Genomic DNA, 26639 nt, shown 5'->3' on the forward strand with positions numbered 1-26639 from the left:
GCCCCGCCGGAAAGCGTCCGCCCCGGGACCACTCCGCAAGATCGGCACCCGCCCGCCCTAGGCCTGGCCCGCCTCACCCGTCCCGGGCGTCCCGGCGGCCTCGGCAGCCTGGGCGGAGGCCGTGCCGGGGCGCTTGCGGGCCACCCAGCCGGCGATGTTGCGCTGCTGCGCCCGGGCCACGCCGAGGGCGCCGGCCGGGACGTCGTTGGTCACCACGGAGCCGGCCGCGGTGTAAGCGCCGTCACCCACCGTCACCGGGGCGATGAACATGTTGTCCGAGCCGGTGCGGCAGTGCGCCCCGATCACCGTGCGGTGCTTGTTCACCCCGTCGTAGTTGACCGTGACGGAGGCCGCGCCGATGTTGCTGCCCTCACCGATGGTGGCGTCGCCGATGTACGACAGGTGCGGCACCTTGGCGCCCTCGCCGAGCTCGGAGTTCTTGATCTCGACGTAGGTGCCGGCCTTCGCCTTGCGGGCCAGCCTGGTGCCCGGGCGCAGGTACGCGTACGGGCCGACCGAGGCCAGCTCGCCGATCTCGGCGCCGACGGCCGTGGTGTTGCTCACACGGGCGCCCGCGCCGACCAGGGTGTCGGTCAGCGTGGTGTTGGGGCCGACCTCGCAGCCCTCGCCCAGGTGGGTGGCGCCGTGCAGCTGGGTGCCGGGCAGCACCACGGCGTCCGGCTCGTAGCCGACCTGGACGTCGATCCAGGTGGAGGCGGGGTCGACCACGGTGACGCCGGCCCGCATCGCGCGCTCCAGCAGCCGGTCGTTGAGCATCCGGCGGGCCTCGGCCAGCTGGACCCGGTCGTTGATGCCGACGATGTCCCGGTGGTCGGCGGCGACCACGGCGCCGACCCGGTGGCCGGCGGTGCGCAGGATCGCCAGGGTGTCGGTGAGGTACTCCTCGCCCTGCACGTTGTCGGTGCCGAGCCGGCCGAGCGCCTCGGCGAGCAGCTTGGCGTCGAAGGCGAAGACACCGGAGTTGATCTCGGCGATGGCGCGCTGCTCGTCGGTGGCGTCCTTGTGCTCGACGATCGCGGCCACCTGGCCGTCCGCCTCGCGCAGGATCCGGCCGTAGCCGGCGGCGTCCGGCACCACGGCGGTGAGCACGGTGACGCCGTTGCCCTGGGCGGTGTGCGCCGCGGCCAGGGCGGCCAGGGTGGCGCCGGTCAGCAGCGGGGCGTCGCCGGTGGTGACGATCACCGTGCCGTCCAGCTGCACGCCGTCGGCGGCCAGCGCCTCCAGCGCGGTACGCACCGCGTGGCCGGTGCCGTTCTGCTCGGCCTGGACGGCGGTGCGCACGCCCGGGTACTCGTCCGCGAGGTGCTGCTGGACCAGCTCGCGCAGGTGGCCGACCACGACCACCAGCTGCTCGGGGGTCAGTTCCTGCGCCGCGCTGACCGCGTGACCGACCAGGGTCCGGCCGCAGATCGGGTGCAGCACCTTGGGCAGGGCCTTGGACTTCATCCGAGTTCCGCCACCGGCGGCGAGCACGATCACGGCGGCGGTCTGGTTGGCACTCACGCTGGAGGCTCCTCGGTCGGTCACGGTGAGGGAGGGAGGGCAGCCGGACGTGGCCCGCACGGCCTCGTTCGGCAGCTCAGAGGATATCCGGGTGTCGGGGGACACCGGCCCGGGGGCGAAGCGCCGCGGGGGAGGGCGAAGGGGCTCCCCGGGCAGGAATCGAACCTGCGAAGACCAGATTCAAAGTCTGGGCGCCCGTGCCAGCAGAGCAACCGGGGATGGCAAGCACACCCTACGGGTTCCACGCCCTCAGCTCCACCACTATGGCGGTTGTCCGCCGGTGGCCCGGGGCGGCTGCGACACGTCTTCCCTTCGGCGGCGGCAGAACCTACGATGCCGTAAGTTACGGCTACGTAGGTACCGGCTTCGCCCCCCAAGGACCGTCATGACCATTCAGGCCGACGAAGCGCGCCCGCAGGCCGCGGACCCCGCCGTCGTACCGCTGACCGCGACCATGAGCGGGGACCGGCAGGGCCTCGTCGAGCGCGTCACCATAGGGATCTTCATCGCCGTCCCGTTCCTCGCCGTGGTCGCCGCCGTGCCGGTCGCCTGGGGCTGGGGGCTGGGCTGGCTGGATCTGACCATCGCCACGGCGATGTACTTCCTCACCTGCCACGGCATCACCATCGGCTACCACCGCTACTTCACCCACGGCTCGTTCAAGGCCAACCGGGCGCTGCGGATCGCCGTCGCCGTCGCGGGCAGCCTGGCCGTCGAGGGCCCGCTGGTGCGCTGGGTGGCCGACCACCGCAAGCACCACCGGTTCAGCGACAAGGAGGGCGACCCGCACTCGCCGTGGCGCTACGGCGAGAGCGTGCCCGCGCTGCTCAAGGGCCTGTGGTGGGCGCACATGGGATGGCTCTTCGACGAGGAGCAGACCCCGCAGCACAGGTACGCCCCCGACCTGGTCAACGACCCGGACATCCGGCGGATCTCGCGGCTGTTCTGGCTCTTCACGCTGGTCTCGATGCTGCTGCCGCCGCTGGTCGGCGGGCTGGCCACGATGAGCTGGCACGGCGCGCTGACCGCGTTCTTCTGGGGCACCCTGGTGCGGATCGCGGTGCTGCACCACGTCACCTGGTCGATCAACTCGATCTGCCACGCGATCGGCGCCCGCCCGTTCAAGTCCCGGGACCGGTCCGGCAACGTGTGGTGGCTGGCCGTGCTCTCCTGCGGCGAGTCCTGGCACAACCTGCACCACGCGGACCCGACCTCGGCCCGGCACGGCGTGCTGCGCGGGCAGATCGACTCCTCGGCCCGGCTGATCCGCTGGTTCGAGAAGGCGGGCTGGGCGAAGGACGTCCGCTGGCCCAGTACGGAGCGGATCGCCGCCCGCCGCACCGCATGAGGCGTGCGCTGCAGCATGATGTAGGGGTGAACGGGAGCAACGGAGACAGCGCGGCCGGCCATCGCACCTCGCGGACGCAGGACGGTGGCCCGGCACCCGCCCGCACCCGCTCCACCGCGCCGGCCCGGGCCGGCAAGAGCCGCGCGCGGGTGCGGATGACCGGGAAGCAGCGGCGCGAGCAGCTGCTGGAGATCGGCCGCTCGGTCTTCGCCGAGCGGGGCTACGAGGGCACCTCGGTGGAGGAGATCGCCGAGCGGGCCGGGGTGTCCAAGCCGGTGGTGTACGAGCACTTCGGCGGCAAGGAGGGGCTGTACGCGGTCGTGGTCGACCGTGAGATGCAGCTGCTGCTGGACATGGTCACCGGGGCGCTCACCGGCGGGCACTCGCGCGAACTGCTGGAGCAGGCCGCGTTCGCCCTGATGGACTACATCGACACCTCCACCGACGGTTTCAAGATCCTCGTCCGGGACTCCCCGGTGGCCCAGTCCACCGGCAGTTTCGCGTCGCTGATCAGCGACATCGCGGTCCAGGTGGAGGACATCCTGGGGCTGGAGTTCAAGTCCCGGGGCTTCGACGCCCGGCTCGCGCCGATGTACTCGCAGATGCTGGTCGGCATGGTGGCGCTCACCGGCCAGTGGTGGCTCGAGGTGCGCAAGCCGCAGAAGGCGGAGGTCGCCGCCCACCTGGTCAACCTCGCCTGGCACGGCCTGGAGGGCCTGGAGCGGCACCCCAAGCTGGTCGGCGACCGGAAGGGCTGAACGGCCCTGAGGAGATGGTGACCCTTTGCTGGTCTTCCTCCTGGCGATCGGCGCCGCCTGCTGCCTGGGGCTCGGATTCGTGCTCCAGCAGCACGCCGCCCAGCGCGCCCCGCGCGACGACCTGCTGCACTGGCGGCTGCTGCTCGACCTGGTGAAGATGCCGGACTGGCTGCTCGGCATCGCCTTCATGGTGGGCGGGCAGGTGCTCAGCGCGCTGGCGCTGGACCACGGCGAGGTCTCGCTGGTGGAGCCGCTGCTGGCGACCAGCCTGGTCTTCGCGATGCTGCTGGCCCGGGTGCTCACCGGGCAGTCGCTGGGCCGCTCCGGCTGGGGCGGCGTGGCGCTGATCGCCGCCGGGGTGACGACCTTCATCGCCGCGGGCCGCCCCCAGGGCGGTGAGCCGCCCGACAGCCAGCTGCGCTACTGGCTGGTCTTCGGGATCGTCACGGGCCTGGCCCTGCTGCTGGTCGGGGTGGCCCGGCGGCTGCCGCTGCTGGAGGAGGCCACCCTGCTGGCGCTGGCCGCCGGCCTGCTGTACGGGCTGCAGGACGCCCTGACCCGCTCGATCGCCCAGGACCTGGACACGGTCGGGCTGGGAGGGGTGCTGGTCACCTGGCAGCCGTACACGGTGCTGGCGATCGGGGTGTTCGGGCTGCTGCTGGTGCAGTCGGCCTTCGAGGCGGCGCCGCTGCGGATGTCGCTGCCCGCGCTGACCGCCGCGCAGCCGCTGACCGGGATCGCCTGCGCGGTGGGGTTCCTGGGCGACCAGGTCCGGGTCACCCCGGCGGCGCTGGTCGGGCAGGCGGCGGGCCTGGTGGCGATCGTGGTCGGCGTGGTGCTGCTCGGCCGGCACCCGGCGATGCCGGGCTCCTCCTGACCCCGCCGCTCCCGTACGGGCGGCTCAGCGGCGCACGCCGACCGCGAAGATCCGGCGGAACGGGAAGACCGTGCCGCCCTCCCCCGCCGGGTAGGCCTCGCGCAGCAGCGCGGCGTACTCGGCCAGGAACTCCCCCCGCTGCGCGGGGTCGGTGAGCAGGCCGAGGACCGGGCGCAGCGCGGTGCCCTTGGTCCACTCCAGCACCGGGTCCGGGCCCTGGAGCACGGTCAGGTAGGTGGTCTCCCAGACGTCGGCGGTGCAGCCGGCCGCGAGCAGTGCGCGCAGGTACGCGTCGGGCTCGGGGACGCCGGCCCGGGTGCGGTCGGCGCCGAGCGCGGAGCGCCAGCGGGGGCTGCGGCGCAGTTCGGCGAGCAGGGTGTGGCTGGGGGCGTCGAAGTTGCCCGGCACCTGGAGGGCGATCACCCCGCCGGGCCGCAGGGCGCCGGCCCAGCGCGGCAGCAGGGCCAGGTGGCCGGGGATCCACTGCAGGGTGGCGTTGCTGGCGATCAGGTCGGGGGCGGCGGGCGCGGGGTCGTAGGCGGCCGCGTCGGCGAGCAGGTAGGCGGCGCTCGGCTCGCCCTCGGCGCGGGCGGCGGCGAGCATCTCGGCGGAGTTGTCGACGCCGGTGAGGTCGGCGTCGGGCCAGCGTTCGCGCAGCACGGCGGTGGAGTTGCCCGGGCCGCAGCCGATGTCCAGCACGGTGGGGGCGGCGGGGAGCGCGGGCACCCGGCCGAGCAGCTCGTACAGGGGGCGGGTGCGCTGGTCGGCGTAGCGCAGGTACTGGTCCGGGTCCCAGGTGGTCATGGCGGCCTCGCAAAGTATCTCGACATCAAGATATCTACCCCAGGCTGCCTTTTGTTATCTCTTGATGTCAAGAGACTTCACATCGACACAACCACCGATACACTGATCGTCATGGAGGACGAGGTCGACCGGCTGGTCGCAGCATGGCGCCGAGAGCGCCCCGACCTCGACGTCGAACCGCTCGAGGTGCTCAGCCGTGTCAGCCGGCTCGCCCGCCACCTCGACCGGGCCCGGCGGATCGCGTTCGCCGAGCACGGCCTGGAGCCCTGGGAGTTCGACGTCCTGACGGCGCTGCGCCGGGCCGGCTCGCCCTACCAGCTCTCCCCCGGCCAGCTGCTCACCCAGACCCTGGTCACCTCCGGCACCATGACCAACCGGATCGACCGCTTGACCGGCAAGGGCCTGGTCAAGCGGCTGCCCGACCCGGACGACCGGCGCGGCGTGCTGGTCCGCCTCACCGACGACGGCCGCGACAAGGCCGACCAGGCACTGGCCGGCCTGCTCGCCCACGAGCGCGAGATCCTCGCCCAGCTCAGCGCGGGGCGGCAGAGCGAGCTCGCCGCCCTGCTCCGCCAGCTCACCGCCCCCTTCGACCAGGCCGGCTGAGACCCCCGGCCGGCCGGGGGCCCGCCGGACGCCCCCTGCGGGGCCCGGTCAGAAGCCGTCCGGGTACGGCGTGCTCAACGCCGGCACCGGAGCGGCCTCCGGGGTCCGGTAGCCGGGCAGCAGTTCGGCCAGCAACGCCCGGACCTGGGAGTCGGAGTTGTCGGCCGCCGCCTCGTACAGCCCGGTCAGGCCGCCGGCCAGGTCCTCCGGGACGGCGGAGTGCTCCGCCACCGTCGCGTAGATCCGGCTGTGCACGGTGGGCAGCCGCTCCTCGCGCTCGGAGAACAGCGCCTCGTTCAGCTTCTCCCCCGCCCGCAGACCGGTGTAGCGGATCTCCACCTCCTCCGCCTCCATCTGCACCTGGCGGGCGAAGTTGTGCACCAGGTCGACGATCCGCACCGGCTCGCCCATGTCCAGCACGAACACCTCGCCGCCCTCGGCCATCCGGCCGGCCTCCAGGACCAGCCCGACCGCCTCCTCGATGGTCATGAAGAAGCGGGTGACGTCCGGGTGGGTGACGGTGACCGGCCCGCCGCTGCGGAACTGCTCGGCCAGCACCGACAGCAGCGACCCCCGCGAGCCGAGCACGTTGCCGAACCGGACGGCGGTGAACACCCCGGTGCCCAGGTTGCGCGCGTCCCGGGCGTTGGCCTGGACGATCAGCTCGGCCAGCCGCTTGCTGGCACCCAGCACCGAGGTCGGGTCGGCGGCCTTGTCGGTGGAGATCAGCACGAACCGCTCCACCCCGGTCGCGAGCGCCGCCTCGACCAGGTTGTCGGTCCCCAGCACATTGGACTTGACCGCCTCGGAGGGATGGCGCTCCAGCAGCGGCAGGTGCTTGTGGGCGGCCGCGTGGAACACCACCTCGGGCTTGAGGTCACGGAAGATCTGCTGGATCCGCCGCCGGTCGCGGATGTCCGCGATCACCAGCGACTCGTCGGTCAGCAGCGCCTCGCCCCAGATCTCCAGCTGCAGCCGGTGCAGGTTGGACTCGTCGTGGTCGAGCATGTACAGCTCCGACGGCCCGAACGCGTTGACCTGCCGGCACAGTTCACTGCCGATCGAGCCGCCGGCCCCGGTCACCAGGACCCGGCGGCCCTCGATCACCGCCCGGACGTCCGGCGAGACCACGTGCACCTCGGCGCGGCCGATCAGCTTGTTCACGTCCAGGCTGCGCAGGTCGGAGCCGACCACCTCGCGGCGCAGCGCGGCCAGGAACGACGGCAGGTAGCGGACCGCGACCCCGGCCGCCGCGGCGGCGGTGGCGAGCGCGCGGACCATCCGGTGCGGCAGGCCGGGGATGGCGAGCACCACCACCTGCGCCCGGTGCTCCACCGCCAGCTCGGTCAGCTCGGCGAGGGTGCCGAGCACCGGCACCCCGTCGATCTCGGAGCCCGCCTTGGCCGGGTCGTCGTCCAGGACGCCGACCGGGGTCAGCCCGAACTCCGGGGTCCGGTCCAGGTCGCGGACCAGCGCGGAGCCGGCCGCACCGGCACCGATCACCAGGGTCCGCAGACCTGTCGAGCTGTCGACTTGCCGAGGAACATGCACGGTGAATGGATCCAGGCGTGCGGCATTGCTGTGCGGCGACATCTGTCCTCCGGTTTCCCTGACCTGACGGAGTCGGTATCTGGGCGTGGCGGGGGCTGGTCAGCCGGCGCCGGGGCCTGTGGTCGAGGCGACGGTGTGAGCGGGTGCGGACGGCAGCGGCGGCTCGGCCGGCGAGATCCCCGCCCGCCGGGCCACCGCGACGGCCGCGAGGGTGGAGTGCACCCCCAACTTGCCGAGCACGTTCTGCATGTGGGTACGGACGGTGTGCGGGGAGAGGTACAGCCGCTCGGCGACCGCCTGCCGGCCGAGGCCGGCCACCATGCAGCGCAGCACCTCCTCCTCCCGCGGGGTGAGCGCCGCGACCAGCCGCTCGCTCTCCGAGCGGTCGCGCCGGGCCGAGGTCAACTCCCGTACCACGCCGGTGAGCAGCGCGGGCGGCAGGTGCGTCTCGTCCCGCAGGACGCCGCGCACCACGGTCATCAGGGTGCCGAGCGAACTCTCCTTCGCCACCCAGCCGCTGGCGCCCGCGTGCAGCGCGCGGACGGCCCGGTGCGGGTCGTCCGCGGCGGCCAGCACCACGGCGCGCAGCTCCGGGTGGCTGCGGCAGACCCGTGCCACCAGCGCGATCCCGTCGCCGCCGCCCCGGGCCGGGGCGGCCGGGGTCGGCTCGCGGTGGAACTGCGGCACCGGGCGGACCGCCGCGGCCGTACCGGGGTGTCCGGCGGCCTGCGCGGGGCCGCCCGCCGGGTGCGGGCGGGCGGTCGGCAGAAGACTGGGTCGCCGCGGCACCGGCACCGCGTAGGCGGGCCGGCGGAGCTCGGACGGCCCGTCCTCGGAAGGGTTCTGACGCTGCACCGGGGTGTGCGGGACGGGACCGAGGTCGGCGTCGATCAGCACCACGTCGTACGCGCGGTGCTCGGTGACGGCTCGTTCGAGTGCCCGCTCGGCCGCCGCGGCGGTGCCGGCCGCGCCGACGTCCACGTCCGGCTCGCCGGCGAGCGCCGCGGCCAGCGCCTCGGCGAAGATCCGGTGGCTGTCCACCACCAGGACGCGTATACGCCCCATCGTCCTTCCCCCCTGCTCCGGCTCCGGCCCCCACCGGTACCGGGACTCAGCGTACGGGGGACGGGGACGGGCGGGTGGGGGTTTGGTGAAGTTTCGCCGTGCTCTGGGGATTTGGTCCGCGCAAGTGGCGGACGGGACTCCGCACCCGGGGGCGCGGCGGGACAGGCCCGGCCGGGGCCGTTCGGACCCGAGCGGCGCGCCGCCGGGCGGAGCGGATTCCCGGCACCGCCGCCGGGGTCGCACCCTTCGCGCGCCCGGGCGGCAGCGGGCGGGGGCCGCCGGACCGGGCGCGGGCGGCCCGCCCGTCGGGCGGCGGGGCGTTCGCCGCCGCGCCGGGTGCTCGGTGCGGGGCCGGTGCCCCCCGGGGGGGCCCTCCCGCGCGTGTGCCGGGCCGCCGCCGGGCGAGGTGCCCGGGCACCCGGCCCGACCTCGCGCACCAGGCCGGTGCGCACCGGCCGGCCGCGGCCCGGGAGGCCGGGGCCGCCCGGGCGCTCCCGGGCGTGCCCGCGGGCTCAGGAGAGGCGGCGGGCGCCGGCCGAGGGGACCGCCGGGAAGATCCGCGGCGTGGTGTGACCGGCCTCGGCGAAGGCGTCCAGCACGGCGGTCGCGACCTGCTCCAGCTCGGCCGCGGCGACCAGCGCCAGCACCGAGCCGCCGAACCCGCCGCCGGTCATCCGGGCTCCGAGCGCGCCCACGGCCACGGCGGCGGCCACCGCCAGGTCGGTCTCCGGGCAGGAGACCCGGTAGTCGTCGCGCAGCGAGGCGTGCCCGGCGGTCAGGACCGGGCCGAGGCCGGCCAGGTCGCCCGCGTCCAGCAGGGCGACGGCCTGCCCGACCCGGGCGTTCTCGGTCACCACGTGCCGTACCAGCGGCCGCAGTTCGGCGGGCAGCTGGACCAGCGCGCCGTCCAGCGCGGCCGGCGGCAGGTCGCGCAGCGCGGGCAGGTCCAGCAGCGCGGCGGCCCGCTCGCAGCCGGCCCGCAGTCCGGCGTAGGCGCCGTCGCCCAGGTCGTGCTTGACCCGGGTGTCGACCACCAGCAGCCGCAGCCCCGCCCCGGCCAGGTCGAGCGGCACCTGGCGCTGCGCGAGGTCCCGGGTGTCCAGGAACAGCGCGCCGCCCTCCGCGCAGCACATCGACGCCATCTGGTCCATCACCCCGCAGGGCACCCCGACGAAGTCGTTCTCGGCCCGCTGGGCGGTCAGCGCCAGCTGCGCCGGGGTCAGCCCGAGTCCGTACAGCTCGTTGCAGGCCGCGGCGATCACGCACTCCAGCGCGGCCGAGGAGGACAGCCCGGCCCCGGTGGGGACGTCGCTGTCGATGTGCACGTCCAGTCCGCCGACCGGGTGCCCGGCCTCCCTCAGCGCCCACACCACGCCCGCCGGGTAGCGGGCCCAGCCGGTGACGGCGGCCGGGTCGAGCCCGGCCGTCTTCAGCTCGGTGACCAGGCCGTCGCCCTGGGCGCTGTACAGCCGCAGCAGACCGTCGTCGCGGCGCCGGACCGCGGCCACCGCGGAGTGCGGCAGGGCGACCGGGAGCACGAACCCGTCGTTGTAGTCGGTGTGCTCGCCGATCAGGTTGACCCGGCCCGGCGCCGCCCAGACCCCTTCCGGGGCGGCGCCGAAGACGGACTGGAAGTCGGTCATACGCGGTTCTCCAGGGTGAAGTTCCAGGCGTCGCGGACGATGTCGTCCAGCTCCGGGCGGCGGGGGGTCCAGCCGAGCGCCTGGTGCGCGCGGGCGGCGGAGGCGACCAGCACGGCCGGGTCGCCGGGGCGGCGGCCCGCGACCTGGACCGGGATGTCCCGGCCGGTGACGCGCTTCACCGACTCGATCACCTCGCGGACCGAGAAGCCCGCGCCGTTGCCGAGGTTGCAGATCAGGTGCTCGCCGGCCTTGGCCGCGTCCAGCGCCAGCAGGTGCGCGTCGGCCAGGTCGGCGACGTGGATGTAGTCGCGGATGCAGGTGCCGTCGGGGGTCGGGTAGTCCTCGCCGTAGACCGCGATGTGCGGGCGCTGCCCGAGCGCGGCCTGGAAGACCAGCGGGATCAGGTGCGACTCCGGCTCGTGCCGCTCGCCGTACGCCCCGTACGCCCCGGCCACGTTGAAGTAGCGCAGCGACACGGCGGCCAGGCCGTGCGCCGCGCACTCGCTGGTGATCAGGTGGTCGACGGCCAGCTTGGTGGCGCCGTAGGTGTTGGTCGGCGCGGTGCGGGCGGTCTCGGCGATCGGCACCGACTCCGGCTCGCCGTAGACGGCCGCGGTGGAGGAGAACACCAGCTTGCGCACGCCCGCCTTGCGCATCGCGGCCACCAGCTCCAGCGAGCCGGCCACGTTGTTGCGCCAGTACTTCTCCGGGTCCGCGACGGACTCGCCGACCTGCGAGGAGGCGGCGAAGTGCAGGACCGCGTCGAAGCTGTGGTCGAGCACGTCGGCCGCGTCCTGGATCCGGCCGCGGACGAACTCGGCGCCCGCGGGCACCCCGTCGAGGAAACCGGTGGAGAGGTCGTCGAGCACCGTCACCTGGTGTCCGGCCTCCAGCAGGTGCGCGGCCACGACCCCGCCCACATAACCGGCTCCACCCGTGACCAGGTACTTACTCATGATGCGACCTCCCGCAGGCGCTGCGCCGCCGCCTCGGGCGACACATCGTTGACGAACGCGTCCATGCCGGACTCGACGCCGGCGAGGAACTTGAGCTTGCCCACCGTACGCCGGATCGTGAACAGCTCCAGGTGCAGTGCGAGCTCCTCACCGCGGAGCCCGGGCGCCTGGTGCCATGCCGCGATGTACGGCGTCGGTGCAGCGCGCCCATTCTCCCCTGCCGCCGGGCCGGGTTCGGTGAACAGCCGGTCGAACCTGCGCAGCAGTTCCAGGTACACGCCGGGGAACTCGGCCCGTTCGGCCTCGTCGAGCGCGGTCAGGTCGGGCACCCGGCGGTTCGGGTACAGGTGCACCTCGTACGGCCAGCGGGCGGCGAACGGGACGAACGCCGTCCAGTGCCGGGCCGCCAGGACCACCCGGACGGGGTCGGCGCGTTCGGCCGCCAGCAGGTCCTCGAAGAGGTTGCCGCCGGTGGCGGCGCGGTGCCGCGCGGCGGCGGCGATCATGCGCTCGGTGCGGGGGGTGGTGAACGGGAAGCCGTAGATCTGGCCGTGCGGGTGAGCCAGCGTCACCCCGATCTCGGCGCCGCGGTTCTCGAAGCAGTAGACCTGCCGGACGCCGGGGGTGCGGGACAGCTCGGCGGTCCGGTCGGTCCACACGTCCAGCACCAGGCGGGCCTTGGCGGGCGACAGGTCGGCGAACGAGGCGTCGTGGTCGGCGGTGAAGCAGACCACCTCGCAGCGGCCCTCGCCGGGGCCGCCGGCGAACAGCGGCCCGGCGCGCTCGGGCACGTGGGCCGCGCTGTCCGCGGCCAGTGCGGGGAAGCGGTTCTCGAAGACCACCACGTCGTAGTCGGAGCCGGGGATCTCACCGGGGCGGCCCGGCCGGGACGGGCACAGCGGGCACCGGTCGGCGGGCGGGTGGTAGGTGCGGGCCTGCCGGTGGGCGGCGACGGTGACCCAGTCGCCGGTGGCCGGGTCGCGCCGGATCTCGGACAGGCTGGCCGGGGCCTCGAGCGGACGCTGGTCCACGGCGCCGCGCAGGGCGTCCGGATCCTCGTCGTAGTAGATGAGTTCGCGGCCGTCCGCGAGTTTGGTCGTGGTCTTCTTCACGGCCTCCGCCTTCCAGGAAAGCTAGCCCGAACATTTTCAAACACAAACACTCACCGGTCAACAGTTTGTCTCATGGCGGGGCATGCCGAAGGAGCGGGAACGAGCCGGACCACCACGGCCGTCGCCACCGCCCTCACACACTTCCCCCGGTGCGGCTACCCGCCGCGCAGACGCTCCAGCAGCCCCGACCGGGCCGCGACCGCGGCCGCCTCCAGCCGGGTCCGCGCGCCGAGCTTCATCAGCACCCGCTGCACATGGGTGCGCGCCGTACTGGACGCGATCCCCATCCCGGCCGCAATGGCGGCGGTGTCCTGCCCCTCGGCGATCCGCGCCAGCACCTGGGTCTCCCGGCGGGTCAGCTGCCGCAGCAGCCGCAGCGCCTCGTCGTCCGGCTCCGCGGCCGGCCACAGCAGCTGCTCGAACGCCCCCCGCAGCACCTCGACGGCGACCGCCGCCTCCCCGGCCCGCACCCGGGCGATGGCCCGCTCCACGACCTCGATCCGCTCGTCCCCGCGGACGTAGCCGGCCGCCCCGGCCGCGAACGCGGCCGCCACCCGGGCCGGTTCGCCGACCGGGCCGAGCACCACCACGCAGATCTCCGGACGCTCCCGCCGCAGCCGCCGCAGCGGCTCGAAGGCGTCCCGCCGCGGCCCGGGCTCCGCGGCCCCGCCCGCTGGACCCGCCGCACTCCCCGCGGTCAGCCCCAGCAGGCACACCTCGGGCCGGCACCCGGCGACCAGCTCACCGACCGAGGACGCCGGGGCGCCGACCGCCAGCACCCGGTGGCCGCGCTGGTGCAGCGCCGTCGCCAACGCCTCGGCGAGCAGCCGGTGGTCGTCCGCCACCACGAGCCGAACGCCCATGGGCGCCCTCCCAGTCCCCGTCCACCGGCGCGCGACCGGCCCACGTCTCCCGTACCCGTACCGCGGATCGCAGAGCAGGCCACCGTTGACGCACCATCACAGCGCATCCGCCACCCGCACCGCTAGGGCGCGTCAGGGCCGCGTACCGCGGGACCACCCGAACCGGGGAACGCCGAAGGCCCCCGCCTTGCGGCGAGGGCCTTGGTACTCCTTGCGGAGCCCCCATGCGGAATCGAACCGCAGACCTTCTCCTTACCATGGAGACGCTCTACCGACTGAGCTATAGGGGCCGGTGCAACGAGGAAGACATTACAGGGTCCGCGGCCCAAACGTGAAATCGGTTCCGCCCCCGCCGCCCGCCACCCGGCCCGCCCGCTCAGCCCCGCGCCGGCGGTGCCGCCACCGGCCCCCCGAGCAGCCCGTGCCCCCGGGTCTCCGGCAGCACGGACAGGCACACCAGCGACACCGCGCCGAGCCCGGCGAGGTACCGGCCGACCGGCTCCGCGCTGCCGTACACCGCGGTCAGCCGGGTCGCCACCAGCGGCGCCGTGGCACCGCCCAGCACCCCGCCCAGGTTGTACGTCAGCGCGGCGCCGGTGTACCTGATCCGGGTCGGGAACAGCTCCGGCAGGTACGCCGCGAGCGGGCCCAGCAGCGCACCGAGCACCGCCATCGACCCGACCAGGGCCAGCGCCACCGGCCCCGTCCGGCCGGTCTCCAGCAGCGGGAACAGTGCCGGCGACCAGAGCGAGCCGAGCACCGTCGCCACCACGAGCATCCGCCGCCGGCCGTACCGGTCCCCGGCGCACGCCGTCCACCACGCCGTGGCGGCCATCACCACCGCGCCCGCCATCAGCAGCGCCAGCACCAGGGTCCGGGCCAGCCCCAGGGCGCCGGTGGCGTACGCCAGCGCGTAGGTGGTGGTCAGGTAGAAGAGCCCGTAGCCGAGCATGATCGCCCCCGCCCCGAGCAGCACCACCCGGCCGTGCCCCCGCACCACCTCCACCGCCGGCACCCGGGAACGGCCGTGCTGCGCACGGAAGACCGGGGTCTCGCCGATCCGCAGCCGGACGAACAGCCCGACCACCACCAGCAGCACCGAGGCCAGGAACGGCAGCCGCCAGCCCCACGCCAGGAACGCCGGCTCGGGCAGCCACCAGGCGAGCACCAGGAACGCCCCGGTGGCCAGGAAGAAGCCGATGCACGGCCCCAGTTGCAGGAAGCCGCCGTACCGCCCCCGGCGGCCGGCCGGCGCGTACTCGGCCAGCAGCAGCGCCGCACCGCCCCACTCGCCGCCCAGCCCGACGCCCTGGCACAGCCTCAGCACGGTGAGCAGCACCGGCGCCCAGATCCCCCAACTCCGGTACCCGGGCAGCAGACCGACCGCCGCCGTCGACAGGCCCATCAGCAGCAGCGAGGCCACCAGTGTGGCCTTGCGGCCCGCGCGGTCGCCGAAGTGGCCGAACAGCACCGCACCGAGCGGGCGGGCCAGGAACGCGGCGGCGTACACCGAGAAGGCGGCCAGCAGCGCCCCGGCCGGTCCGAGCCCGGGGAAGAACACCCGGCCGAAGACCAGCGCGGCGGCGCTGCCGTAGATGAAGAAGTCGTAGAACTCGATCGCGGTGCCCGTCAGCGCGGCCGCGGCCACCCGGCGCAGCCCGCCGGACCCGGCCGCCGGGAGGGGCCCGGGCGCGGTGTCGATGGTCGTCATGACACTCACCCTGGTCGGCCGCTGACCTGCGCGGACAGCGGCCACCGGGGTGATTCGGGAGCGTACGGTCCGCCGCCCGCCGGGGGTGGTGCGCACCACCCCGGACGGCGGTATGGTGTGCGCTCCCGGAGCAGAAGGGGAGCGGACATGGGCGAGCTGTTCGACGACAACGGCGTGGTCCACCGCCTGATCGCGGTCACCGGCCTCGGGGTGAGCCTGCTGCTGCTCGACCTCGGCCTGACCCAGTACCGTCAGGGCGGCTCGATGGCCTGGGCGGTGATAGCCGGCGTCCTGGTCCTGGCCACCGGCTACGAGACGGTCCGCCGCTTCCGCCGCGACCGCTGACGGCGGCCGGGGGGCACCGGCCGGGACCAGGACGACCGCCGGGCCAGGGCGCCGGACGGGGCGTCAGACCTCCTCGGCCAGCTCCAGCCAGGCCAGTTCCAGCTCCTCCTTCTCCTCCTTGACCTTGCGCAGCTGGGCGTCCAGCTCCGCGACCTTGGAGAAGTCGGCGGCGTGCTCGGCGAGCTGGGAGTGCAGCTTGGACTCCTGCTGGTCCAGCTTGGCGATCTGCCGCTCCAGCTTCTGCATCTCCTTCTTCTGCGCCCGGGTGTCACCGGCGGGCTTCGCCGCGGCGGCCGGGGCGAGCGTGGGCGCCGCCTGCTCGGCCATCCGGGCCCGCCGCTCCAGGTACTCGTCGACGCCGTTCGGCAGCATCCGCAGCTTCTTGTCGCCGAGCAGCGCGTGCACGGTGTCGGTGGTGCGCTCGATGAAGAACCGGTCGTGGCTGATCACCACCATCGAACCGGGCCAGCCGTCGAGCAGGTCCTCCAGCTGGTTGAGGGTCTCGATGTCGAGGTCGTTGGTGGGCTCGTCGAGGAACAGCACGTTCGGCTCGTCCATCAGCAGCCGCAGCAGCTGGAGCCGGCGGCGCTCACCGCCGGACAGGTCGCCGACCGGCGTCCACTGCTTGTCCTTGCCGAAGCCGAACTGCTCGCACAGCTGACCGGCACTCATCTCCCGGCCCTTGCCCAGGTCCACCCGGCCGCGGACCTGCTCGACGGCCTGCAGCACCCGGGTCGCCGGGTCCAGTTCGGCGATCTCCTGCGAGAGGTACGCCAGCCGGACGGTCTTGCCGACCTTGATCACACCGGACGCGGGCTGCACGTCGCCGTCGGTGGCGTACGCCGCCTGCATCGCCCGCAGCAGCGAGGTCTTGCCGGCGCCGTTCACGCCGAGCAGGCCGATCCGGTCACCGGGGCCGAGGTTGAAGGTGAGGTTCTCCAGCAGCAGCTTCGGGCCCGCCTTGACGGTGACGTCCTCCAGCTCGAAGACGGTGCGGCCCAGACGCGCGTTGGCGAACTTCATCAGCTCGCTCTTGTCGCGCGGCTCCGGGACGTCCGCGATCAGCGCGTTGGCCGCCTCGATCCGGTACCGCGGCTTGGAGGTACGGGCGGGGGCGCCGCGGCGCAGCCAGGCCAGCTCCTTGCGGGCCAGGTTCTGCCGCTTCTGCTCCTCGGTGGCCTCGATCCGCGAGCGCTCGGCCCGGGCGAAGACGTAGTCGGAGTAGCCGCCCTCGTACTCGTGCACCTCGCCGCGCTGGACGTCCCACATCCGGGTGCAGACCTGGTCCAGGAACCACCGGTCGTGGGTCACGCAGACCAGCGCCGAGCGGCGGCCCTGCAGGTGCCGGGCGAGCCAGGCGATGCCCTCGACGTCGAGGTGGTTGGTGGGCTCGTCCAGCACCACCAGGTCGTGCTCGCCGAGCAGCAGCTTGGCCAGCGCGATCCGGCGGCGCTCGCCACCGGACAGCGGGGCGATCACGGTGTCCAGGCCCAGTTCGAAGCCGGGCAGGTCCAGGCCGCCGAACAGCCCCTGGATGATGTCGCGGATCCGGGCGTCGCCGAGCCACTCGTGGTCGGCGCGGCCGGCGATCACCTCCTGGCGGATGGTGGCCTTCGGGTCCAGCGAGTCGTGCTGGGTGAGCACCGCCATCTGCAGCCCGCCGGAGTGCGTGATCCGCCCGCCGTCCGGCTCCTCCAGCTTGGCCAGCATCCGGATCAGCGTGGTCTTGCCGTCGCCGTTGCGCCCGACGACACCGATCCGGTCTCCCTCGCTGACGCCCAGGCTGACCCCGTCCAGCAGGGCGCGGGTGCCGTAGACCTTGGTGACGGACTCGATGGTGGCGAGGTTGACGGCCACTGCTGCTGCGCTCCTGGGATCGACTGCACGCGGGGAGTGCCCCGACCTCCCCAGCCTAGTGGGCGGGCGGGGCGGCCCCGGTTTCAGCGGTCGGTCGCCCTGGGGTGGGCCGTACCCGCGTACGTGATCCAACAGGTCAGGCGCTCCTGATCGGCCAGGTACCAGCCCCTGCCCGCGCCGGTCACCTCGATCTGCCACTGCTCGCAGGTCACGCCCCGGTACTGGGCGTGTGCGAGTCCTCCCTTGAGCCGGTGGTGCCGGGGCACCTCGGTCGCCGGCCTGGCGTCCGTCCGCATCGCCAGCCAGGCCCGGTAGGTGTTCTCGGCGGCCTGCTGCGCCAGGCTGTCCCAGCCCTTCGCCGCCGTGGCGTCCGCGAACCGGACCTCCCACTCTCCGCCCGGGGCAGGGGGCGCGGCCCTATCGCCCCGCCCGGCGCTCACCCGAAGGTCCTCGGGTCCGGCACCGGGCCGTGATCGCCGTCGAGCGGCCGGGTGAGTGCGGCCAGCAGATCGGGGTCGGAGTGGACCTCGGCCGTGTGCTGCCAGGCCGTCAGCAGCTGGGCGACGGCAGCGGTGTTGTCCAGGGACTCCGCGGCCCGCATGGTCTCCACCAGTTCGAGCGCGAAGGCGTGCAGGTCGGGCTCGGGCAGGAACCGGACCCAGGGGAACGCCTCCGGAAGGAGGTCGAGCAGGAGCTCGGTGCTGCCCGGTTCCCGTCGCGCGAGGGCCGCCAGCATGCGGCTGGCGGCCGAGACCACCCGTCGGTCCTGCGCTGCCCGGGCCTCGGTGGTGAGGACCAGGTCCTCACCGTCCCGGCGGTGCAGGACCAGCCGGGGTGCGGCATCCAGCCTGGCCAGGGTCTGCTTGTTCTTGTTGACCAGCTCGGAGAAGTTGACGTGCACTGCCTCGGCACTCATGTCTTTCAAAGTAGTTCGAAAGACGTGGTGCGGCAATCACTCGGCCGAGTGAACTGCCGCTCCCGGGACCGGGCCGTACGTGGCGTGGGCGGCGCGGCAGGTGCCGGAGGCCAGCAGGGCCCGGGCGACGGCCTCGGCCGCCTCGGCGTCCTTGGCCAGGAAGGCGCAGGTCGGGCCGGAGCCGGAGACCAGGGCGGCCAGGGCGCCGGCCTCGGTGCCGGCCCGCAGGGTGTCGGCGAGCGAGGGGCGCAGCGAGAGGGCGGCGGCCTGGAGGTCGTTGGCCAGTGCCTCGGCGAGGGCGACCGGGTCGCCGTCGGCGAGGGCGGCGAGCAGCGCGGGGTCGGCGTCCGGGGTGGGGACCTCGGCCTCGGTGGAGCCGGTGCCGGCCTGCTCGCGCAGGCGGTCGCACTCGCGGAAGACGGCCGGGGTGGACAGGCCGCCGTCGGCGACCGCGAACACCCAGTGGAAGGTGCCGCTCACCGGCAGGGGTTCCAGCAGCTCGCCCCGGCCGCGGCCCAGCGCGACCCCGCCGACCAGCGCGAACGGCACGTCGGAGCCGAGCTCGGCGGCCAGCTCCAGCAGGGTCTCCAGCGGGGTGTCCAGCCCCCACAGCGCGTCGCAGGCGACCAGCGCGGCGGCCCCGTCCGCGCTGCCGCCGGCCATCCCGCCGGCCACCGGGATGGCCTTGTCGATGTGCAGCCGGACGTTCGGCTCGATGCCGTGGCGGGCGGCCAGCAGCCGGGCGGCGCGGGCGGCCAGGTTGGTGTCGTCGAGCGGGACGAGGTCGGCGTCCGGGCCCGCGCAGGTCAGCGTGGTGCCCTCGCCCGGGGCGGCGGTGACCTGGTCGCCGAGGGCGACCGCGAAGAAGACGTTGGCCAGGTCGTGGAAGCCGTCGGCGCGCAGGCCGCCGACGCCCAGCTGGACGTTGACCTTGGCGGGGACCCTGACCGTGATCACTGTGCGTCCGCCTTCGGCTTGTGCTCGGCGATGGCGGCGAACTGTTCGACCGTCAGCATCTCGCCGCGCAGCTTGTGGTCGATGCCGGCCCCGGCGAGCGCCTGCTCGGCCGCGGCCGGGGAGCCGGCCCAGCCGGCCAGTGCGGCGCGCAGCGTCTTACGGCGCTGGGCGAAGGCCGCGTCGACCACCGCGAAGACCTCCTGGCGGGAGGCGGTGGTGGCGGGCGGCTCGCGGCGCACCAGCGAGACCAGGCCGGAGTCGACGTTCGGGGCGGGCCAGAAGACGTTGCGGCCGATGGCGCCGGCGCGCTTGACGTCCGCGTACCAGTTGGCCTTGACCGAGGGCACCCCGTAGACCTTGTTGCCGGGCTTGGCGGCGAGCCGGTCGGCGACCTCGCTCTGCACCATCACCAGGGTGCGCTCGATGCTGGGGAAGGTGGCCAGCATGTGCAGCAGCACCGGGACGGCGACGTTGTACGGCAGGTTGGCGACCAGCGCGGTGGGCGCCGGGCCGGGCAGCTCGGTGACCTCCATGGCGTCGCTGAGGACCAGGTCGAAGTCCTTGGCGCGGGCCGGCATCCGGGCCCCGATGGTGGTCGGCAGGTGCTGGGCCAGCAGCGGGTCGATCTCCACCGCCGTGACGTGCGACGCGACCTCCAGCAGCGCCAGGGTGAGCGAGCCGAGCCCGGGCCCGACCTCCACCACCGCGTCCTCGGCGGTGACCCCGCCGGCCCGCACGATGCGGCGGACGGTGTTGCCGTCGATGACGAAGTTCTGCCCGCGCTGCTTGGTCGGCTTCACGCCCAGCGTGGCGGCCAGCTCCCGGATGTCGGAGGCGCCCAGGAGGTGGCTGTCAGGGGTGGGGTCGGTGGTGCTCACCCGCCAAGGATACGGGCGGGGCGGGTGCTCACAGTTCGACGACCTGCTTCAGGTCGATCTCGACCGGGTACGGCAGCTCGGTGCGGAGCACGCCCTCGTGCTGGGCGACGGGGAGGTAGACCCCCTTCTCCTCGTCGCGGTGGAACTCGTGGACGACCGGGAGGTTGGCGTCGCCCCGCTCCACCCGCCAGTAGCAGGGGATGCCCGCTTCGGCGTAGATCCCGGGCTTGCGGAACCGGTCGTCGCTGCGCGAGCCGACCGAGACGACCTCGACGGTGAGCACGATGGACTCGATCGGCAGGCATTCGAGCTCGAAGGGGTCGAGGCCGCTCTTGTCGAACACCGCGAGGTCCGGCTTCACCGGGTTGTACTCGTCCACCAGGACGCAGCGCTCGGCAAGCACCTCGTACGGCGCGACCATGGCGGCGAGCAAGGCCCGTTCCAGCCTGGCCCGCACGAGGTCGTGCCAGAAGTTCGCCTGTCCCCGGACCACGATGACTCCGTCCACCAGATCCCATTCGAACGGCAGGTCGAGGTCCTTGACCTGCTCGTACGTCCAGCCCTGGGACGGCGGATGCATCCAGTCGATCGGCTCGGCGGTCATCGCCACCTCCCTCACTGCACTCATGCTAACCAGCCTGGCAGTGCCGCAGGAGTGCCGAATCGATCCTGCGGATGGGGACTTTCGTTCGGTCGGCTCAGTAGCCGAAGGCCCGGGCCGTGTTCGCCGCGATCGCGGTGGCGAGCTCGTCCTCGTGCAGCGACAGCGTGTCGGCCATCGAGCGCAGGGTGACCGGGATCAGGTACGGCGCGTTGGGGCGGCCCCGGTAGGGGTGCGGGGTCAGGTACGGGGCGTCGGTCTCCACCAGGATCCGGTCGAGCGGGGTGGCGGCGAGGGCGTCCCGCAGTTCCTGGTTGGCCTTGAAGGTGACCGGGCCGGCGAAGGAGAGGTACCAGCCGTGCTCGGCGCAGACCTTGGTCATCGCGGCGTCGCCGGAGTAGCAGTGGAAGACGGTGCGCTCCGGCGCGCCCTCGGCCAGCAGCAGGTCGATGACGTCCTGGTGGGCGTCCCGGTCGTGGATCACCAGGGCCTTGCCGTGCCGCTTGGCGATCTCGATGTGCCGGCGGAAGGACTCCTTCTGGATGTCCACCCCCTCCGGCCCGGTGCGGAAGTAGTCGAGGCCGGTCTCGCCGACCGCCTTGACCTGCGGCAGGGCCGCCAGCCGGTCGATCTCGGCGAGCGCCTCCTGGAGGGCGTCGTCACCACCGGCGCCGCGGTGCTGCCGGGACCAGCCGTCGCCGTCGCCGAGCACCAGCCGGGGAGCCTCGTTGGGGTGCAGCGCCACGGCGGCGTGCACCTGCTCGAACTCCCCGGCCAGGTCCGCGGCCCAGCGCGAACCGGCCACGTCGCAGCCGACCTGGACGACCGCGGTCACCCCGACCGAGGCGGCCTTGGCCAGCCCCTCGGCCGGGGTGCCGGACTGCATGTCCAGGTGGGTGTGCGAGTCGGCCACCGCCACCGCCAGCGGGGCGGGCAGGGGCGGCGGGGTGGTCCGGTCCGCGTCCTTCTTCGGCATGTCAGGCAGCAGGCTTCTCTTCGAGGCGGGGGAAGAGGATGTCGCCCTTGGTGACCTGCGACCCGGCGGGCAGCCGGCCCCAGTCGGCGACGGTGCCGATGGTCTGCGCGGCCAGCTCGCCGAGCGAGGCCTCGGCGCCCAGCGACTCCCAGAGCTTGGCGGAGCTCTCCGGCATCACCGGGTTGAGCAGGACGGCGGTGGCCCGCAGTGCCTCGGCCGCCGTGTAGAGGATGGTGGCCAGCCGGGCCTGCCCCTCCTCGGAGGTGTCCTTGGCGACCTTCCACGGCTCCTGCTCGGTGAGGTAGCCGTTGACCAGCTTCACGAACTCGAAGACCGCGGCGATGCCGCCGGCGAAGTCCAGCTCCTCGCCGATCTTCCGGTCGGCGGTCGCCACCGCGGCGGCGAGGCCCTCGACCACGGCCTGCTCCGCGGCGCCCGCGGCGGTCGCGGCCGGCAGCACCCCGTCGAAGTACTTGCCGACCATGGCCGCCACCCGGGAGGCCAGGTTGCCGTAGTCGTTGGCCAGTTCGGAGGTGTACCGGGCGGTGAAGTCCTCCCAGGAGAACGAGCCGTCGGTGCCGAACGGGATGGCCCGCAGGAAGTAGTACCGGTAGGCGTCCACGCCGAAGTGCGAGGTGAGGTCCTGCGGCGCGATGCCGGTCAGGTTGGACTTGCTCATCTTCTCGCCGCCGACCATCAGCCAGCCGTTGGCCACCACCCGCTTGGGCAGCGGCAGGCCGGCCGCCATCAGCATGGCGGGCCAGATCACCGCGTGGAAGCGCAGGATGTCCTTGCCGACCAGGTGCACCGAGGCGGGCCACAGCTCGGCGAAGCGCTCGGGGTCGGAGCCGTAGCCGGCCGCGGTGATGTAGTTCTGCAGCGCGTCCACCCACACGTACAGCACGTGCTTCTCGTCCCAGGGCAGCGGGACGCCCCAGTTGAAGGTGGAGCGGGAGATCGAGAGGTCCTTGAGGTCCTGCTCGACGAAGCGCAGCACCTCGTTGCGGGCGGAGGCGGGCTGGATGAAGTCCGGGTTGGCGGCGTAGAACTCCAGCAGCTTCGGCCCGTAGGCGGAGAGCCGGAAGAAGTAGTTCTCCTCCTCCAGCCACTCGACCGGCTTCTTGTGGATCGGGCAGAGCTTCTCGTCCTCGGTCGCACCGGGCAGCAGCTCACCGGGGAGCTTGTACTCCTCGCAGCCGACGCAGTACGGGCCGGAGTAGCCGCCCTTGTAGATCTCGCCCTTGTCGTGCAGGTCCTGGACGAACTCCTGCACCCGCGCGGTGTGCCGCTCCTGGGTGGTCCGGATGAAGTCGTCGTTGGCGATGTTGAGGTGCTGCCAGAGCGGCTTCCAGGCCTCTTCCACCAGCTTGTCGCACCACTCCTGCGGGGAGACGCCGTTGGCCTCCGCGGTGCGCAGGATCTTCTGACCGTGCTCGTCGGTGCCGGTCAGGTACCAGGTCCGCTCGCCGCGCTGGCGGTGCCAGCGGGTCAGCACGTCGCCCGCCACCGTGGTGTACGCGTGGCCCAGGTGCGGGCGGTCGTTCACGTAGTAGATCGGGGTCGTGACGTAGTACGCCGAGCGCGGGGCGTCGGTGGTGGTGTCGTCTGCAGTGGCCGCCATGGTCAGAAATCTTAGCCGCGCGAAGGAACCACCCTCGACCGGTTATCCGGGGGGCTGCTCCCGCGCGCGGCCGTCGTGGTCAGGACCCCTGGTCGGTGTGCCGGGCCGCGCGCCGGAACCAGCGCCGCCGGGGCTCGGTGTGCGGCAGCAGGGCGGGCGCCGGGGTGGCCGGCCCGGCGTGCGAGGGGTAGCCCGGCGCGGTGTGCTCCTGGTGCTCGGCGCTGGCCACCCGGCCCTCGCGCATGATCCGCACGGTGTGTCCGCCGCAGCCCGGGCAGCTCGGCTGGCGCAGCGGGGACGGCACCCGCACGCCGTTGGCGTGGTACTCGAAGACGATGTGGCCGTCCTGGGCCACGTGGTGCTCGATGTCGTAGGCCTGCTCCCAGCCGTAGCCGCAGCTCAGGCAGGCGAAGGAGTAGGCCTCCCGGACGGTCTCGACCGGGGTGCGGGTCCGGGTGGTCAGTCCGGGGCCGCTCGGTGCGTTCCCACTCAGAGGGCTACCGATCGTGTCGCTCATAGCCGTCTCCCAGTGCCCGCCGGGCGGGGCGCCCGGCTCGGGTCTTTCCATCCCAGGAAATGCCCGGACGGCCCCGCCCGCTACCCGGCTTGTCAACTCTTGGGCCCGAATTGGCGAGCGTTGTACCAACTCGCGGCCAAAGCTTCGCGAGCCGGACGTTTGCGGGGTGCTTCCCTCCAAGGTACGCGTCGCCGTGCCCGCGGGCACCCGCGCCGAGCTGCGGTTTTCCGCCCGGCGCAGCGCGGGCGCAGCGCCGGTGCAGCGCGCGCTCAGGCGCTGTTCTTGGCAGCGACCACGGCGTCGAAGACCTCGCGCTTGGGCAGTCCGAGTTCGACGGCGACGGCCGCGATGGCCTCCTTGCGGCGTTCCCCGGCCTCTTCCCGGACGGCGACCCGGCGGGCCAGCTCTTCGGGCCCGAACTGATCCGGGGCGGCCGGCGGGGCGCCCGCCACCACGACGGTGATCTCCCCGCGGACACCGTCGGCGGCCCAGGCGGCCAGCTCGGCCAGCGGCCCGCGCTTGACCTCCTCGTAGGTCTTGGTGAGTTCGCGGCAGACGGCGGCCGGGCGTTCGGCGCCGAAGGCCTCGGCCATCGCGGCGAGGGTCTCGGCGATCCGGTGCGGGGCCTCGAAGAACACCATGGTGCGGGGCTCGGCGGCGACCTCGGCCAGCTGCCGGGAGCGGTCGCCCGCCTTGCGCGGCAGGAAGCCCTCGAAGGTGAAGCGGTCGACCGGCAGGCCGGACAGCGCGAGCGCGGTGAGCACCGCGGACGGGCCGGGCACGGCGGTGACCTTGATGTCCGCGGTGACCGCCGCGTCGACCAGCCGGTAGCCGGGGTCGGAGACCGAGGGCATGCCCGCGTCGGTGACCAGCAGCACCCGGGCGCCGCCGAGCAGCGCCTCGACCAGTTCGGGGGTGCGGGCCACCTCGTTGCCCTCGAAGTAGGAGACCACCCGCCCGGCCGGGGTCACCCCGAGCGCCTGGGTGAGGCGGCGCAGCCGCCGGGTGTCCTCGGCCGCGATCACGTCCGCCGAGGCGAGCTCGGTGAGCAGCCGGGGCGGCGCGTCCGCGACGTCGCCGATGGGGGTGCCCGCAAGTACCAGTACTCCTGTCACCCGGCCATCCTCGCAGGCGCGGGGGCCGGTGCGGACCTGTGGCCGATTCGGGGAGCAATCGGGCAGCTGCGGAGGTAGGGGTACCGCTCTCACCCCGCGCCCCTACGATGTGGCGCGTGAGCGGCGACATCGCACCCCCGACGCCCGTGGGCGTGGACCACCCCGAGCAGGCCGGCGTGGCCGTGCTCGACGCGGCCGGGGTCCCGGCCGCGCGCACGGCGCCCTCGGGCTGGGCCGGGCGGCTGGCCGGTTTCGGCTACCGGGCGCCCCGGCGCCCGGATCCGGCGGAGTTCCTGGTGCCGCCGATGCCGGACGGCCCGGGCGTGACGCCGCGGCGGGTGCCGCCCTCCCCCTTGCTGCTGCGGCTCGGTCTGCAGCTGCCGGATCCGCTGTGGTCCTGGCTGTGCCGCTGGTCGGGCTGGCTGGGCCCGCTGCTGGTGGCGGCGTTCGGCGGGGTGCTGCGGTTCGCCGGCCTGGGCAACCCGAACGCGCTGATCTTCGACGAGACGTACTACGCAAAGGACGCCTACTCGCTCTGGCACGGCGGCTACGAGACCAGCTGGGCGGACGACGCCAACTCCCAGATCATGGCGCCGCACCAGACCGTCCCGTACCGGGCGGACCCGGCGTACATCGTCCACCCGCCGGTCGGTAAGTGGATCATCGGGATCGGCGAGCAGCTGTTCGGCATGCATCCGTTCGGGTGGCGGTTCATGACCGCGGTGCTCGGGACGCTGTCGATCCTGATGCTGGCCAGGATCGCCCGCCGGCTGTTCCGCTCGACCCTGCTGGGCTGCGTGGCCGGGCTGCTGCTGTCGGTGGACGGGCTGCACTTCGTGCTGAGCCGCTCGGCGCTGCTGGACCTGGTGGTGATGTTCTGGGGTCTGGCCGCGTTCGGCTTCCTGCTGCTGGACCGGGACCGGACCAGGGGGCTGGTGGCCCGGCGGCTGGCCGAGCGCCCGGGCGGTGACTGGCTGTTCACCGGCTGGCGCCCGTACCGGCTGGCCGCGGCGGTCAGCCTCGGCCTGATGACCGCGACCAAGTGGAGCGGTCTGTACGTGCTGGTCGCGTTCTGCCTGCTGAGCGTCGCGTGGGACATGGGCACCCGGAAGGTGGCCGGCAGCCGCTACTGGGCCGTGTGGGGGCTGTGGGACGCGTTGGTGGCCGGCCCGCTGATGCTGGTGATCACCGTCGGGGTCTACCTGGCGTCGTGGACCGGCTGGTTCCTGAGCAGCACCGAGCCCGGCAAGGGCGGCTACGGCCGGGACTGGGCGGCCACCCAGCCGCACGTCCTGCCGGACCACCTGCTCGGCGTGCCGATGCCGCAGTTCGAGGCGCTGCGCAGCCTGTGGCACTACCACCAGACCATGTACGACTTCCACGTCGGCCTGGTCAGCCCGCACACCTACCAGTCGAACCCGTGGAGCTGGCTGGTGGTCGGCCGGCCGGTGTCCTTCTTCTACGAGTCGCCGAAGTTCGGCGAGTCCGGCTGCACCGCCAACGAGTGCGCCCGCGAGGTGCTGGGCATCGGCACGCCGATCCTGTGGTGGGCGGGTGTGGTGGCGCTGGCGTACTGCCTGTACCGGTGGCTGCTGCGGCGGGACTGGCGGGCCGGGGCGGTGCTGTGCGGGCTGGCCGCGAGCTACCTGCCGTGGATGTTCTTCCAGCAGCGGACGATCTTCCTGTTCTACGCGGTCGCCTTCGTGCCGTTCGTGGTGCTCGCGGTGACCATGATGATCGGTGCGATGATCGGCCCGGCCGGCGCCTCGCCGGACCGCCGGCTGGTCGGCGGCGCGGCGGCGGGTCTGCTGGTGCTCGCGGTGATGTGGAACTTCCTGTACTTCCACCCGCTGTACACCGGGCAGACGATCCCGATGGACGACTGGCGCGGCCGGATGTGGTTCACCAGCTGGATCTGACCCGGCCGGGGCCCGATCGTCTGTACCAGCTGTGTCACAGGTGACGTGTGTTGTCCGGGTGGACGCGAGGTGTGTGCATAGGGTGTCAGGGCCGTCCATCGGCCTGATCACACGGGGGA

25 protein-coding genes and 2 tRNA genes are annotated in these 26639 nt (G+C 73.5%); 6 read left to right on the forward strand and 21 right to left on the reverse strand.

Annotation, left to right across the window (positions count from 1 at the left end):
• Positions 1-57: 57 nt before the first annotated feature.
• Both glmU and AC2TEW_RS10220 read right to left on the reverse strand, forming a co-directional pair.
• Positions 58-1524 carry a bifunctional UDP-N-acetylglucosamine diphosphorylase/glucosamine-1-phosphate N-acetyltransferase GlmU gene (glmU, locus tag AC2TEW_RS10215; RefSeq protein ID WP_484623056.1) on the reverse strand — a complete coding sequence of 489 codons (1467 nt, stop codon included), beginning with the start codon at positions 1522-1524 and terminating at the stop codon, positions 58-60.
• A 144-nt stretch (positions 1525-1668) separates the two neighbouring features.
• A tRNA-Gln gene (locus AC2TEW_RS10220) sits at positions 1669-1743 on the reverse strand.
• Between the two features lie 166 nt (positions 1744-1909).
• On the opposite strand from AC2TEW_RS10220, the gene AC2TEW_RS10225 reads away from it, so the two are divergent.
• Genes AC2TEW_RS10225 through AC2TEW_RS10235 form a run of 3 tightly spaced genes read left to right on the forward strand, consistent with a single transcriptional unit; the run spans position 1910 to position 4507 of the window.
• Positions 1910-2872 carry an acyl-CoA desaturase gene (locus AC2TEW_RS10225; RefSeq protein WP_484623057.1) on the forward strand — a complete coding sequence of 321 codons (963 nt, stop codon included), beginning with the start codon at positions 1910-1912 and terminating at the stop codon, positions 2870-2872.
• A gap of 26 nt (positions 2873-2898) precedes the next feature.
• Positions 2899-3630, forward strand: coding sequence for a TetR/AcrR family transcriptional regulator (locus AC2TEW_RS10230; RefSeq protein WP_484623058.1), 732 nt, complete (start codon positions 2899-2901; stop codon positions 3628-3630).
• A 25-nt stretch (positions 3631-3655) separates the two neighbouring features.
• Complete coding sequence (locus AC2TEW_RS10235; RefSeq protein ID WP_484623059.1) at positions 3656-4507, forward strand: DMT family transporter; 852 nt, start codon at positions 3656-3658, stop codon at positions 4505-4507.
• A gap of 24 nt (positions 4508-4531) precedes the next feature.
• Here the strand turns inward: AC2TEW_RS10235 and AC2TEW_RS10240 are convergent, their stop codons facing one another.
• Entirely contained in the window at positions 4532-5311 is a 780-nt protein-coding gene (locus AC2TEW_RS10240) for a methyltransferase domain-containing protein (protein ID WP_484623060.1), read from the reverse strand.
• Positions 5312-5422: 111 nt separating this feature from the next.
• On the opposite strand from AC2TEW_RS10240, the gene AC2TEW_RS10245 reads away from it, so the two are divergent.
• Complete coding sequence (locus tag AC2TEW_RS10245) at positions 5423-5917, forward strand: MarR family winged helix-turn-helix transcriptional regulator (protein ID WP_484623061.1); 495 nt, start codon at positions 5423-5425, stop codon at positions 5915-5917.
• Positions 5918-5965: 48 nt separating this feature from the next.
• Here the strand turns inward: AC2TEW_RS10245 and AC2TEW_RS10250 are convergent, their stop codons facing one another.
• From AC2TEW_RS10250 to AC2TEW_RS10285, 8 genes are all read right to left on the reverse strand, one after another.
• Entirely contained in the window at positions 5966-7468 is a 1503-nt protein-coding gene (locus tag AC2TEW_RS10250; protein WP_484623062.1) for a polysaccharide biosynthesis protein, read from the reverse strand.
• Positions 7469-7567: 99 nt separating this feature from the next.
• Positions 7568-8533, reverse strand: coding sequence for a LuxR C-terminal-related transcriptional regulator (locus AC2TEW_RS10255; RefSeq protein WP_484623063.1), 966 nt, complete (start codon positions 8531-8533; stop codon positions 7568-7570).
• 512 nt (positions 8534-9045) lie between these two features.
• Complete coding sequence (galK, locus tag AC2TEW_RS10260) at positions 9046-10176, reverse strand: galactokinase (protein WP_484623064.1); 1131 nt, start codon at positions 10174-10176, stop codon at positions 9046-9048.
• Positions 10173-11132, reverse strand: a complete 960-nt coding sequence (galE, locus tag AC2TEW_RS10265) for a UDP-glucose 4-epimerase GalE (protein WP_484623065.1) — start codon at positions 11130-11132, stop codon at positions 10173-10175. The genes galK and galE overlap by 4 nt, the downstream gene beginning before the upstream one ends.
• Positions 11129-12244 carry a galactose-1-phosphate uridylyltransferase gene (gene galT / locus AC2TEW_RS10270; protein ID WP_484623066.1) on the reverse strand — a complete coding sequence of 372 codons (1116 nt, stop codon included), beginning with the start codon at positions 12242-12244 and terminating at the stop codon, positions 11129-11131. The genes galE and galT overlap by 4 nt, the downstream gene beginning before the upstream one ends.
• 155 nt (positions 12245-12399) lie before the next feature.
• On the reverse strand, positions 12400-13107 hold the full coding sequence (locus tag AC2TEW_RS10275) for a LuxR C-terminal-related transcriptional regulator (RefSeq protein ID WP_484623067.1): 708 nt from the start codon (positions 13105-13107) through the stop codon (positions 12400-12402).
• A 217-nt stretch (positions 13108-13324) separates the two neighbouring features.
• Positions 13325-13397: transfer RNA gene (locus AC2TEW_RS10280), tRNA-Thr, on the reverse strand.
• A gap of 86 nt (positions 13398-13483) precedes the next feature.
• Positions 13484-14818 carry an MFS transporter gene (locus AC2TEW_RS10285; protein WP_484623068.1) on the reverse strand — a complete coding sequence of 445 codons (1335 nt, stop codon included), beginning with the start codon at positions 14816-14818 and terminating at the stop codon, positions 13484-13486.
• 147 nt (positions 14819-14965) lie between these two features.
• Here AC2TEW_RS10285 and AC2TEW_RS10290 point away from each other — a divergent pair, with 147 nt between their 5' ends.
• A complete protein-coding gene (locus AC2TEW_RS10290; RefSeq protein ID WP_484623069.1) occupies positions 14966-15163 on the forward strand; it encodes a hypothetical protein in 198 nt (65 codons plus the stop codon).
• A 63-nt stretch (positions 15164-15226) separates the two neighbouring features.
• Here AC2TEW_RS10290 and AC2TEW_RS10295 read toward each other — a convergent pair whose 3' ends face one another.
• From AC2TEW_RS10295 to rsmI, 10 genes are all read right to left on the reverse strand, one after another.
• The gene (locus AC2TEW_RS10295; protein ID WP_484623070.1) at positions 15227-17020 is read right to left on the reverse strand and encodes an ABC-F family ATP-binding cassette domain-containing protein; all 1794 of its coding nucleotides are present in this window, start codon (positions 17018-17020) and stop codon (positions 15227-15229) included.
• 83 nt (positions 17021-17103) lie between these two features.
• Positions 17104-17460, reverse strand: a complete 357-nt coding sequence (locus AC2TEW_RS10300; protein WP_484623071.1) for a hypothetical protein — start codon at positions 17458-17460, stop codon at positions 17104-17106.
• Positions 17457-17936, reverse strand: a complete 480-nt coding sequence (locus tag AC2TEW_RS10305; protein WP_484623072.1) for a hypothetical protein — start codon at positions 17934-17936, stop codon at positions 17457-17459. The genes AC2TEW_RS10300 and AC2TEW_RS10305 overlap by 4 nt, the downstream gene beginning before the upstream one ends.
• A gap of 36 nt (positions 17937-17972) precedes the next feature.
• Positions 17973-18893 carry a 4-(cytidine 5'-diphospho)-2-C-methyl-D-erythritol kinase gene (locus AC2TEW_RS10310; RefSeq protein WP_484623073.1) on the reverse strand — a complete coding sequence of 307 codons (921 nt, stop codon included), beginning with the start codon at positions 18891-18893 and terminating at the stop codon, positions 17973-17975.
• Complete coding sequence (gene rsmA, locus AC2TEW_RS10315) at positions 18890-19771, reverse strand: 16S rRNA (adenine(1518)-N(6)/adenine(1519)-N(6))-dimethyltransferase RsmA (protein ID WP_484623074.1); 882 nt, start codon at positions 19769-19771, stop codon at positions 18890-18892. The genes AC2TEW_RS10310 and rsmA overlap by 4 nt, the downstream gene beginning before the upstream one ends.
• A 28-nt stretch (positions 19772-19799) precedes the next feature.
• Positions 19800-20399, reverse strand: a complete 600-nt coding sequence (locus tag AC2TEW_RS10320; RefSeq protein WP_484623075.1) for a Uma2 family endonuclease — start codon at positions 20397-20399, stop codon at positions 19800-19802.
• 70 nt (positions 20400-20469) lie between these two features.
• Positions 20470-21348, reverse strand: a complete 879-nt coding sequence (locus AC2TEW_RS10325) for a TatD family hydrolase (RefSeq protein WP_484623076.1) — start codon at positions 21346-21348, stop codon at positions 20470-20472.
• Position 21349: 1 nt separating this feature from the next.
• Positions 21350-22969: a methionine--tRNA ligase gene (gene metG / locus AC2TEW_RS10330; RefSeq protein ID WP_484623077.1), complete on the reverse strand. Its 1620-nt coding sequence runs from the start codon at positions 22967-22969 to the stop codon at positions 21350-21352.
• 79 nt (positions 22970-23048) lie between these two features.
• Positions 23049-23486: a hypothetical protein gene (locus AC2TEW_RS10335; RefSeq protein ID WP_484623078.1), complete on the reverse strand. Its 438-nt coding sequence runs from the start codon at positions 23484-23486 to the stop codon at positions 23049-23051.
• Positions 23487-23755: 269 nt separating this feature from the next.
• A complete protein-coding gene (rsmI, locus tag AC2TEW_RS10340) occupies positions 23756-24601 on the reverse strand; it encodes a 16S rRNA (cytidine(1402)-2'-O)-methyltransferase (RefSeq protein ID WP_484623079.1) in 846 nt (281 codons plus the stop codon).
• A 107-nt stretch (positions 24602-24708) separates the two neighbouring features.
• Here rsmI and AC2TEW_RS10345 point away from each other — a divergent pair, with 107 nt between their 5' ends.
• Positions 24709-26520, forward strand: coding sequence for a dolichyl-phosphate-mannose--protein mannosyltransferase (locus tag AC2TEW_RS10345; protein ID WP_484623080.1), 1812 nt, complete (start codon positions 24709-24711; stop codon positions 26518-26520).
• The last annotated feature ends 119 nt before the right edge of the window (positions 26521-26639 follow it).

It is taken from the genome of Kitasatospora sp. NEAU-CNBT7, assembly GCF_057220535.1.